Genomic DNA, 11,648 nt, shown 5'->3' with positions numbered 1-11,648 from the left:
GGAGTGATCCCATGGAAATCTCGGGAAGCACCGCTTTTTACGCTGGCTTGAGCACCATGAGTGCCGGTCAGAGCCGTGTCGATCAGGCCGCTAGCCAGATCGCCAACACCACCGTCGAACGCGCGGTCAGCAGCCAGTCTTCCGAGGCTCAGGTCGATCGCATGCGTTCGGTTGATCGCAGCCAACAGTCGGACGTGGCCAGTAACCGGGTCGAAATGGCCCAGGGCAAACTGCAGGTGGAACTGGGCGTCAATGTCGCCAAGGCCTCTGATGAAGCCCTCGGGACGTTGATCGACACCTACGCTTGATTCCTCGCTGATCCCTGTGCCTGAGCGCCACCCATGTGGCGTTCAGGCATATCCTGCTCGCTCAACTAATCTTTCCTGATCACTCTGATGCTTTGTGCATCGGCGGTGAAGCTGTGCCTGTGCGCTTTTGACGCAGTTGATGACGAATGGTGACGGAACGATGCTTGACAAGATTTCGGCGTAAACGTATGTTTCAAACAACTGTTTGACCGTCACAACAATTTTTTTGCGGTCGCTCATTCCCGGTTACATCAGCAGAGGTTTATCGCTATGCCTGACTACAAGGCCCCCTTGCGTGATATTCGCTTCGTTCGTGACGAACTGCTCGGCTACGAAGCGCACTATCAGAGCCTTCCGGCTTGCCAGGACGCTACCCCGGACATGGTTGACGCCATTCTTGAGGAAGGCGCCAAGTTTTGTGAGCAGGTGCTGGCTCCGCTGAACCGCGTGGGTGACATCGAAGGTTGTACCTGGAGTGAGTCGGGCGTGAAGACGCCGACCGGTTTCAAGGAAGCCTACAAGCAATTCGTAGAAGGCGGCTGGCCTAGCCTGGCGCACGACGTAGAGCACGGTGGCCAAGGCCTGCCGGAGTCCCTGGGTCTGGCGGTGAGCGAAATGGTCGGCGAGTCCAACTGGTCGTGGGGCATGTACCCTGGCCTGTCGCACGGCGCGATGAACACCATCTCCGAGCACGGCACCCCAGAGCAGCGCGACGCCTACCTGACCAAACTGGTTTCCGGCGAGTGGACCGGCACCATGTGCCTGACCGAACCTCACTGCGGCACCGACCTGGGCATGTTGCGCACCAAGGCCGAGCCTCAGGCTGATGGTTCCTACAAGGTTTCCGGCACCAAGATCTTCATCTCGGCCGGTGAGCACGACATGGCCGATAACATCGTCCACATCGTTCTGGCCCGCCTGCCGGATGCACCGGCTGGCACCAAAGGCATTTCCCTGTTCATCGTTCCCAAGTTCATGCCGAACGCCGATGGCAGCGTAGGTGCACGCAACGCCGTGACCTGTGGTTCCCTGGAACACAAAATGGGCATCCACGGTAACGCCACCTGCGTGATGAACTTCGACGAGGCCACTGGTTTCCTGATCGGCCCGGCGAACAAAGGCCTGAACTGCATGTTCACCTTTATGAACACCGCCCGCCTGGGTACGGCGCTGCAAGGCCTGGCTCACGCCGAGATCGGCTTCCAGGGCGGCTTGAAATACGCTCGTGATCGCCTGCAAATGCGTTCCCTGACTGGCCCGAAAGCGCCGGACAAGGCCGCAGACCCGATCATCGTGCACCCTGACGTACGTCGTATGCTGTTGACCATGAAGGCCTTCGCCGAAGGCAACCGTGCGATGGTCTACTTCACCGCCAAGCTGGTCGATATCGTCAAGTACGGCGTGGACGAAGAAGAGAAGAAGAAAGCCGACGCACTGCTGGCGTTCATGACGCCGATTGCCAAGGCCTTCATGACGGAAGTCGGTTTTGAATCCGCTAACCACGGTGTGCAGATCTATGGCGGCCACGGCTTTATCGCCGAGTGGGGCATGGAGCAGAACGTACGCGACAGCCGTATCTCCATGCTGTACGAAGGCACCACGGGCATCCAGGCACTCGACTTGCTGGGCCGCAAAGTGCTGATGACCCAAGGCGAGGCCCTGAAAGGCTTCACCAAGATCGTCCACAAGTTCTGCCAGACCAACGAAGGCAATGAGGCGGTCCAAGAGTTCGTCACGCCGTTGGCGGCACTGAACAAGGAATGGGGCGAACTGACCATGAAGGTCGGCATGGCCGCCATGAAGGACCGCGAAGAAGTCGGCGCGGCGTCCGTGGATTACCTGATGTACTCCGGTTACGCCTGCCTGGCCTACTTCTGGGCCGACATGGCACGCCTGGCTGCCGAGAAGCTGGCTGCCGGCACCACCGAAGAGGCGTTCTACACCGCCAAGCTGCAGACCGCGCGCTTCTACTTCCAGCGCATCCTGCCGCGTACTCGCACCCACGTGGCAACCATGCTGTCGGGCGCCAATAACCTGATGGACATGAAAGAAGAAGACTTCGCGCTGGGTTACTAAACCCCCGCGTTATCTCTTGAAAAAGCCGCGGTTCCTTCGGGAACAGCGGCTTTTTTTGTTTGGCGCAAACCGAAACAAATATTCCCGACTAAAACGCTAAGTAGAACGCCTTTGCTGCCGTTAAAGAGTGTGCAGTGTGATGTGCATCACACTGCGTGTGCTTAACTGCTCACAATGCAGGCACAATGCCATTCGTTGATTTGCCAGGCCGGAGCTCTACCCTTGCCGCGTTCGTCCGCTGTACGTTTCAGTCACTTTGTACCTTCACTGCTGTTGTTGTTCGCGGGGCTTGCGGCTGCCTACGTCAAGGACCTCAACGTCTTCTTCACCTCGCTGTTCAACGTGCTTCCCACCTTGGTGCTGTTGCTCGGCGGTGCGTATTGCGCGGTTTACCGACGCCAGCGCGAACTGTTTCTGATGGTCACGGTGTACATCGCCTACTTTTTGCTCGATACCCAGACCGATTACTACCGTGATAACGGGAGTGTGCGTGATGACGCCGCCGTCATCTTCCATCTGTGCTGCCTGCTGCTGCCCTTGTTGTACGGGTTGTTCGCTGCGTGGCAGGAGCGTACGCACCTGTTCCAGGACATGGTTGCGCGCTTCGCCGTGTTGCTGGCCTTTGGCAGTGTCGCCTTGGGGCTGGAGCAGAGTTATCCCCAGGCGCTCCTGAACTGGCTGGCAGAGATCCGCTGGCCGGCACTGCACGGTTCGTGGATGAGCTTGATCCAGCTGTCATACCCGGTGTTCATCGGGGCTTTCCTGTTGCTGGTCTACCAGTATTGGCGTAACCCCCGGCCCCTGCATGCGGCGCAATTGGTGGGCCTGCTCGGGTTGTTCTGGATGTTGCCCAAGACCTTCATCCTGCCCTTTACCCTGAACATCATGTGCAGCCAAGTGATGCTGATGATCGCCGCCGCGGTTGCCCATGAGGCCTACCAAATGGCGTTTCGTGATGAGTTGACCGGCTTGCCGGGGCGTCGTGCGTTGAACGAGCGGATGCAGCGCCTGGGTCGCAACTACGTGCTGGCCATGGGCGATGTCGATCACTTCAAGAAATTCAACGACACCCACGGTCACGATGTGGGCGATCAGGTGTTGCGCTTGGTTGCCAGCAAACTGTCGAAGATCGGTGGCGGTGGCCGGGCCTATCGCTATGGGGGCGAGGAGTTTGCCCTGGTGTTCGCCGCCAAGACCCTGGAAGAGTGCCTGCCGCACCTGGAGGTCATCCGCGAGGCGATTGCCACGTACAACATCCAGTTGCGCAATCGGGACAACCGGCCGCAGGACGACCAGCAAGGTCGTCAGCGTCGCTCAGGTCCAGGGGTTTCAAGTGTCTCGGTGACGATGAGTATCGGCGTGGCCGAGCGCCTGGAGCAGCGCACCCCGGAAGAAGTCCTCAAGTCCGCCGACCAGGCGCTCTACAGCGCCAAGGGCGCGGGACGAAACTGTGTGATGGCATACGGGCAGAACCGCCGGGGAGCGGTGCGCATGGAAGAGGCGGCGGGTTAAGGACGATGGCGCATTTGGCGTCTGAGTGGTGAAGTGAGCGAGCCCAGCGAAGCGGTCAGTGATCATCGAATGATGTCAGGATGATTGCCTTTGTGACTAAAAATAACAAATAAGTCATGAGCTGACGCTATGTGTCTCAAAAGTTGTTCGGGTACACTCGAGTGCTTGCTGATGCTCGATCCCACGAATTACTTTTCACGTTCTCAGAGGTTTGCCATGGCTGACTACAAAGCGCCCCTGCGCGATATGCGCTTCGTCCTCAACGAAGTCTTTGAGGTGGCCAAGCTTTGGGCTGAACTGCCGGCTTTGGCTGACACCGTTGACGCCGAGACTGTCGAGGCAATCCTTGAGGAAGCCGGTAAAGTCACCAGCAAAAGCATCGCGCCATTGAGCCGTGCTGCCGACGAAGAAGGCTGCCATTGGCACGACGGTGTCGTCACGACGCCTGCCGGTTTCCCACAGGCCTATCAGACTTATGCGCAAGGCGGCTGGGTCGGTGTCGGTGGTGATCCTGAGTTCGGCGGCATGGGCATGCCCAAGGTGGTCTCGGCCCAGGTCGAGGAGATGGTCAACTCCGCCAGCCTGTCGTTCGGCCTGTACCCGATGCTGACGGCCGGGGCTTGCCTGTCGATCAATGCTCACGCCAGCGAAGAGCTGAAGGCGACCTACCTGCCGAACATGTATGCCGGTCTCTGGGCGGGCTCCATGTGCCTGACCGAACCCCATGCTGGCACCGACCTGGGGATCATTCGCAGTAAAGCCGAGCCGCAAGCGGACGGTTCCTACCAGGTCAGCGGCACGAAGATCTTCATCACCGGTGGCGAACACGACCTGACCGAAAACATCATTCACCTGGTGCTGGCCAAGCTGCCGGATGCCCCGGCGGGCCCTAAAGGCATTTCGCTGTTCCTGGTGCCCAAGTTCATGGTCAACGCCGACGGCAGCCTCGGTGCGCGCAACCCGGTCAACTGCGGCTCGATTGAACACAAGATGGGCATCCAGGCTTCGGCTACCTGCGTCATGAACTTCGATGACGCGGTGGGTTACCTGGTTGGTGAACCGAACAAGGGCCTGGCGGCCATGTTCACCATGATGAACTACGAGCGCCTGGGCGTTGGTATCCAGGGCCTGGCCACGGGCGAGCGTTCGTACCAGAACGCTGTCGAGTACGCCCGCGATCGCCTGCAAGGCCGTTCGTCGACGGGGGCGCAGTACAAGGACAAGATCGCCGACCCGATCATCGTCCACCCGGATGTGCGTCGCATGCTGTTGACCATGAAGGCTTCGAATGAAGGTAGCCGAGCCTTCTCCACCTATGTGGCGATGCAACTGGACACGGCCAAGTTCAGCGAAGAGCCGGCCACGCGTAAGCGTGCCGAGGACCTGGTGGCCTTGCTGACGCCGGTGGCCAAGGCGTTCCTCACGGACCTGGGCCTGGAAACCACGGTGCACGGCCAGCAGGTTTTTGGCGGCCACGGCTACATCCGCGAGTGGGGCCAGGAGCAACTGGTGCGTGACATCCGCATCACGCAGATTTACGAAGGCGCCAACGGCATTCAGGCGCTGGACTTGGTCGGGCGCAAGATCGTGGGCAGTGGCGGGGCGTACTACAAGCTGTTCGCCGATGAGATTCGTCATTTCACCGCCACCGCCGGTGCTGAATTGAGCGAATTCGTCCGCCCGTTGAACCGTGCGGTGGATACGCTGGACGAACTGACCGCCTGGCTGTTGGATCGAGTGCAAGGCAACCCGAACGAAATCGGTGCGGCCTCGGTCGAGTACCTGCAGGTGTTTGGCTACGTGTCCTACGCCTACATGTGGGCGCTGATGGCCAAGGCTGCGCTCGGCAAAGAAACGCAGGACGACTTCTATGCCAGCAAACTCGGGACTGCGCGCTTCTACTTCGCCCGTCTGCTGCCGCGGATTCATTCGCTGAGTGCTTCAGTGAAGGCCGGTAGCGAGTCGTTGTTCCTGCTGGATGCCGCACAATTTTGATGATTGTCACGTTTTGTAAGCAAATGCTTACAGGGCGTGCTGCTGTTCTCCCCTATGCCAGGATTGGATCCACGGCTACTCTACTGCCCATGGACGTCGCGCAGGAAGCGCCAAGCTACAACATGGACACGTAGGATTCTGCCAGGATGGCGGAGTGAAATGGATGTCAGGGAAACAGTCTGCAAAGCCCCGCTTCGGCGGGGTTTTCTTTGCCTGCGTTTTTTGTTTTTTGCCGTTCAGCCCTGTACATCCAGTACCGTGGGGCTTGTCAGCCGCCCATCCGGGCCATTCATCACGTCCTCCAGCAGATTGCGCAGCAACTCCAGCGTTGCCTGTTGGCGCTGCACGTCTCGACACACCAACCCAACCTTCAGTGGCACCCGTGGCTCACTCAAGGGTTTCCACAACAGTGCCTTGTTGCCGTGCGCCTGCTGCGAGCGACCGGGCAGGACCGTGGCCAATCGGGTGTGCGGCAGGCTGTCGAGAATCCCCGCCATATTGTTCAGTTCCGCCTGTACCTGCGGGCGGCGTCCGAGATTGGCCAGTTGCCCCTGCCAGATCTGGCGGATCTGGAACTCCTCGCCCAGCAGCAACATGGGCAACTCGGCGGCCTGACTCATGGAGACCTTCTTGAATTCGCGCAAGGGATGATCGGCGGGGATGACCAGGGTCAGTTCGTCCTCGTACAGCAGCACACCATGGAGTCCCGGCTGGCGCGGCGGTAGATAGCTGATGCCAATGTCCAGTGAACCATTGAGCAGGCGCCGTTCGATTTCCAGTCCGGTCAGTTCGTAGATCTGCACGACGAGGTGGGGCTGTGCGGTGCGAACCCGTTCAAGCATTTTCGGTACAAGGCTGGTGTGCACGGTTTGCAGCACGCCGATGGCCAGGGTGCGCAGGGCCTGGCCCTTGAAGTTGCCCAGGGCCTCGCGTGCCCGCTGCATACCGTCGAGCAGGGGCAAGGCGTGGTTGTACAGCGTGTGCGCGGCCAGGGTCGGCAGCAGCCGTTTGCTGCTGCGCTCGAACAGGTTCACGTCGAGGTGCTGTTCCAGGTGGCGGATCTGCTGTGACAGGGCCGGTTGGGAGATCGACAAGCGTTCGGCGGCCCGCCCGACATGGCCTTCTTCGTACACCGCGACGAAATAACGCAGTTGCTTAAAATCCATAAGTAATTCTTATTGAAAAAGCTGGGAAATCGAAATGGCTGAGCGCCTGGCAGAAGCCTAGTCTAACCGTATTCACAGGGCTTACAGGGCCAGAGAACGCGATGAATACCGTTTACCTCGAAGGTGTTTACATAGGCAAGTCAAAAAACCTTGGGCAGGGTTTGATCGGCAATAGCGACAAAGAGCGGACATGTACCGGTCGGGTCGAGGATTGCTCGTCACGCTTGCCGGGCTTGGCCCTGGAGGGACTGCGCGGATGAACCTGTTCAACCTGCGTCGCCCGCCACCGAACCTGGATGACCTGACCGTCGATCATCGCCAGCAAACACGGCACGACAACCTTTCCAGTGAGTGCCTGATGCCGAGTGTCGAGCGACCCCCACAGATTTTTGTCCGTGGCCAGGGCTCCTGGTTGTGGGACAGTGCCGACCGCGCCTACCTGGACTTTGCCCAGGGCGCCGGCGCCAACAGCCTTGGCCATAGCCCCTCGGCGCTGGTCAGGGCCATTGCGGCCCAGGCACAAGCGCTGATCAATCCCGGGGCAGGTCTGCTGAACCGTGGCCAACTCAACCTGGCCGAGCGTTTGTGCCACAGCACCGGCAGCGACCAGGCTTACCTGCTCAACAGTGGCAGCGAGGCATGCGAAGCGGCGATCAAGCTGGCGCGCAAGTGGGGTCAGTTGCATCGCGGCGGCGCCTCGCGAATCATCACCGCAGGCGGTAGCTGTCATGGCCACGGCTTTGCGGCCCTGTCCGCCTCGGACGGTCAGAACAATCGCTTCGAGCCGCAACTGCCAGGGTTCAGCCACGTCCCGTTCAATGACTTGCCGGCGCTGCATGCGGCCGTGGATGAGCAGACCGTGGCGATCATGCTGGAGCCGATCCAGTCCGCCGCCGGGGTGGTGCCGGCGACCGAGCATTACCTCAAAGGCGTCGAGCGGTTGTGCCGGGAGTTGGGGATTCTGCTGATCCTCGACGAAGTGCAAACCGGCATCGGCCGTTGTGGGCGTTTGCTCGCCGAGCAGCATTACGGCGTGCGGGCCGACATTGTCGTGCTGGGCAAAGGCCTGGGTGGCGGTTTGCCGGTCGCGGCGCTTCTGGCTCGTGGTTACGCCTGTTGCTTCGAGCCGGGCGAGCTGGCCGGCACCCATCATGGCAATGCCTTGATGGCCACGGCAGGGCTTGCGGTACTCGACAGCGTGCTGGATCACGGCTTCCTTGAACACGTAGGCGAAACCGCGCAGTACCTGGGCGAAGGCCTGGCCCGCCTGGCCAACCGCTACGGGCATGGCGAGCTGCGAGGCCAAGGATTGCTCTGGGGACTAACCCTCAGTGACGACTCGGCCGACGCAGTCATCAAGGCCGCGCTGTACGAAGGCCTGCTGCTCAGCGCCACGCAACCGGACTGCCTGCGGTTTACCCCGGCGCTGACGGTCAGCCAGGCCAACGTCGACGAAATGCTGCTGCGCCTGGCCCGTGCCTTCTCCCGGGTGCGCACGGCGCAACTGCAATGCCGCAAAGGCATCGCGGTCTGAACGACCCCCTCTCACTGAATTCCCGAACCGTCTCGCGGTATAACGCAGCGCCCCATGCCTGATCCTTTTGGCATGGGGCGTTTTTTTGCGTGGGCGCTGCTGGGCGACGCCGCCGTTGCGCCGCTCAGTTGCCCTGGCGGTCCATCACCCCACAATAGAACAACCACTCTTGCTCCAGCGCATGGGCCTGGTTGCTGGCCTTGCGAAAGCCGTGGCGTTCGTCCGGGTAGTAATGGGCCTGGGCCGCAATGCCGTTGTCTTGTAGGGCCTTGAGCATGTCGCGGGTCTGTTGCGGGACCACGACGGCGTCGAGTTCGCCCTGGAAGAAGATCACCGGCACACGGATGTTGCTCGCGTGCCGCAGTGGCGTGCGCGCCGCGTAGCGTTCGGCATCGACGTGCGGGTCGCCAATCAGCCAGTCGAGGTAGTCGCCTTCGAACTTGTGGGTCGTGCGGGCCAGCGCCAGTGGGTCGCTGACCCCGTACAGGCTGGCGCCCGCGCAGAACACATCGCGCAACGCCAGGGCGCAGAGGGTGGTGTAGCCGCCCGCGCTGCCGCCGCGAATGAACGCGCAGTCGCCATCGATCAAACCCCGCCCGGCCAAGTGGGCGACGACTGCGCAGGCGTCTTCGACATCCACCTCGCCCCACCGCAAGTGCAAGGCGTGTCGATAAGCCCGGCCATAGCCGCTGCTGCCACGGTAGTTGAGGTCGGCGACGGCAAAGCCACGTTGCGCCCAGTACTGGATGCGCGGGTCGAGCATCGGATAGCAGGCCGAGGTGGGGCCGCCATGAATGAACACCACCAGCGGCGGTTGGCTGACGTTGCCCAAGGCCGGATAAAAGAAGCCGTGGGCCTCGCCCGTGCCGCTGGGGTAGCGCAGGGGTTGTGGCTGGCTGATCTGATCCGCGGGCAGCAATGCGATGCCGCCGGCCAGGACGTTGACGTGATGGGTACGACGGTCGATGGCGATCACCGCCGAGGGTGCGTTCGGTGAGGCGGCAATCGCGAAAATGCACTGTTGATCGAACGCCAGGCCGCGAAAACGGCTGTAGTGGCCGGTGAAATCTTCCACCGCCGCGCCTGCGCAAATGCCCAGGCGGCCAAATCCGTCCACGGTCCAGCTCGCCAGGTAGCGCTCATCCCCCAGCGGCAGCCAGGTGCAGCCGCCCAATTGCCAGGGCGCCGGCGCATGATCGGCGCGAGCGCTGGGCAAGGGTTGCAGGCCGCTGGCGGATTCGACCCACGGCTGCCAGAACCCGCCGCGATCCGTCAGGCAGTACAAGCGCCCGTTCGCGTCGAAGCGCGGTTGTTGCAGGGATTCCTCCAGGTCGTCACCGGCCACGCAGCGCGGCGCGGCAAAACCGCTCCGGTCGTCGCGCTCGGCGACCATCAGGCGCGTCGCGGTCCAGGGTTGGTGGGGGCGGCTCCACTCGATCCAGGCCAGTCGCGTGGCATCCGGGCTCAAGGTCGGGGCCGCGTAGAAGTCCGCGCCTTGCACCTGCAAATGGCGCTGGCCGTCGTTCAGGTCGATGGCCACCAGCCGGTGTTGATCGCCGTGTTCCTCGACCGCCAGCACCTGGCCGTTGGCCCATTGCAGGTCGCCATAGCGGCAATCCCCCGAAGTCAGTGCCTGGGGCGCGCCGGTGAGGGCTTGTCGATACAGCTGTTGATCGGCCTCATTGACGAAAACCAGGCCGTCATCGCTCAGGCAGAACGATCGACCTCCGTACTCATAGACCCGGCTGCTGACGCTGAACCCCGCGGGGGTCAGGCAGTGAGCCGCGTTGTCGCGCCAGTGCCAGATCCGGCAGGCGCCGTCCTCGGGGCGGTACTCGTTCCAGAACAGGCCGTGGGCGCCGACCTGCAGGTCGGTGAAATCGATGCCGGCGGCCACGGCCTTGAGGGCGCTCAGGGGTTCAGCCTTTAACGATGAGGCGTGAGTTTCGTTCATTGCGAAAGGCCAATTGTTCGATGGTCTGGGTGGCATGCTCGGATTCTTCGCGGGCCTTGAGGATCACGCCGTGATGGGCTGACTTGCTGCACACCGGATCGGCATTGCTCGCGTCGCCCGTGAGCATGAATGCCTGGCATCGGCAGCCGCCGAAGTCCTTTTCCTTTTCGTCACACGAGCGGCAGGGCTCGGGCATCCAGGCGTAGCCGCGAAAGCGGTTGAAGCCGAACGAGTCGTACCAGATGTGCTGCATGCTGTGCTCGCGCACGTTGGGGAACTGCACCGGCAACTGCCGCGCACCGTGGCACGGCAGCGCGGTGCCGTCCGGGGTGACGGTGAGGAACACACTGCCCCAGCCGTTCATGCAGGCCTTGGGGCGTTCTTCGTAGTAGTCCGGGGTGACGAAGATCAGCTTGCACGGATGCCCTTGGGCCGCAAGTTTGGCGCGGTACTCGTTGGTGATGCGTTCGGCGCGGATCAACTGCTCCTGGGTGGGCAGCAGGCCGACCCGGTTGAGCTGGGCCCAGCCATAGAACTGGCAGGTGGCGAGTTCGACGAAGTCGGCCTCAAGGGCGATGCACAACTCGATGATCCGGTCGATCTTGTCGATGTTGTGCCGATGGGTGACGAAGTTCAGCACCATCGGGTAGCCGTGGGCCTTCACCGCACGGGCCATCTCCAGCTTCTGCGCGAAGGCCTTTTTGGAACCGGCCAACAAATTGTTCACCTGTTCGTCGCTGGCCTGGAAACTGATCTGGATGTGATCGAGCCCGGCCTGCTTGAAGTCGCTGATCTTCTGTTCGGTCAGGCCGATGCCCGAGGTGATCAGGTTGGTGTAGAACCCCAGCCGGCGGGCCTCGGCGATCAGCTCGGCGAGGTCCTGGCGCACCAGCGGCTCGCCGCCGGAGAAGCCCAGTTGCGCGGCGCCCATTTCCCGGGCCTCGCGAAACACCTTGAACCACTGCTCGGTCGTCAGTTCCTGACCTTGCGCGGCGAAGTCCAGGGGGTTGGAGCAGTACGGACATTGCAGCGGGCAGCGGTAGGTCAGCTCGGCCAGCAGCCACAGCGGCAGGCCGGTCTCGGGCGTGGGCGGGATGTGCGGT

The 11,648-nt window shown here is 61.7% G+C and carries 8 protein-coding genes; 5 read left to right on the top strand and 3 right to left on the bottom strand.

Annotated features, from left to right (window positions below; all coding sequences use genetic code 11):
• The first annotated feature begins 11 nt into the window (after positions 1-11).
• From BMW74_RS09850 to BMW74_RS09835, 4 genes are all read left to right on the top strand, one after another.
• Positions 12-308 (top strand): pyrroloquinoline quinone biosynthesis protein PqqE, encoded by a 297-nt coding sequence (locus tag BMW74_RS09850; RefSeq protein ID WP_093417739.1) that lies wholly within the window; start codon positions 12-14, stop codon positions 306-308.
• 270 nt (positions 309-578) lie between these two features.
• Entirely contained in the window at positions 579-2,384 is a 1,806-nt protein-coding gene (locus BMW74_RS09845) for a phenylacyl-CoA dehydrogenase (RefSeq protein WP_093417735.1), read from the top strand.
• A 222-nt stretch (positions 2,385-2,606) separates the two neighbouring features.
• Positions 2,607-3,896 carry a GGDEF domain-containing protein gene (locus BMW74_RS09840; protein WP_093417730.1) on the top strand — a complete coding sequence of 430 codons (1,290 nt, stop codon included), beginning with the start codon at positions 2,607-2,609 and terminating at the stop codon, positions 3,894-3,896.
• 216 nt (positions 3,897-4,112) lie between these two features.
• A complete protein-coding gene (locus tag BMW74_RS09835) occupies positions 4,113-5,891 on the top strand; it encodes an acyl-CoA dehydrogenase C-terminal domain-containing protein (protein ID WP_093417726.1) in 1,779 nt (592 codons plus the stop codon).
• A 236-nt stretch (positions 5,892-6,127) separates the two neighbouring features.
• On the opposite strand, the gene BMW74_RS09830 is transcribed toward BMW74_RS09835, so the two are convergent.
• On the bottom strand, positions 6,128-7,057 hold the full coding sequence (locus tag BMW74_RS09830; protein ID WP_093417722.1) for a LysR family transcriptional regulator: 930 nt from the start codon (positions 7,055-7,057) through the stop codon (positions 6,128-6,130).
• Between the two features lie 256 nt (positions 7,058-7,313).
• Here BMW74_RS09830 and BMW74_RS09825 point away from each other — a divergent pair, with 256 nt between their 5' ends.
• Entirely contained in the window at positions 7,314-8,591 is a 1,278-nt protein-coding gene (locus tag BMW74_RS09825; RefSeq protein ID WP_093417718.1) for an aspartate aminotransferase family protein, read from the top strand.
• 124 nt (positions 8,592-8,715) lie between these two features.
• Here BMW74_RS09825 and BMW74_RS09820 read toward each other — a convergent pair whose 3' ends face one another.
• Together BMW74_RS09820 and pqqE are read right to left on the bottom strand one after the other, a co-directional pair.
• Positions 8,716-10,545 carry a S9 family peptidase gene (locus BMW74_RS09820; RefSeq protein WP_093417713.1) on the bottom strand — a complete coding sequence of 610 codons (1,830 nt, stop codon included), beginning with the start codon at positions 10,543-10,545 and terminating at the stop codon, positions 8,716-8,718.
• On the bottom strand, positions 10,511-11,641 hold the full coding sequence (gene pqqE, locus BMW74_RS09815) for a pyrroloquinoline quinone biosynthesis protein PqqE (RefSeq protein ID WP_175479191.1): 1,131 nt from the start codon (positions 11,639-11,641) through the stop codon (positions 10,511-10,513). The genes BMW74_RS09820 and pqqE overlap by 35 nt, the downstream gene beginning before the upstream one ends.
• Positions 11,642-11,648: the final 7 nt, after the last annotated feature.

It is taken from the genome of Pseudomonas sp. ok272 (assembly GCF_900109995.1).
Classification (GTDB): Bacteria; Pseudomonadota; Gammaproteobacteria; order Pseudomonadales; family Pseudomonadaceae; genus Aquipseudomonas.
The sequence above is the reverse complement of the archived record's forward strand: the minus strand, read 5'-3'. Positions and strand labels throughout refer to the sequence as shown.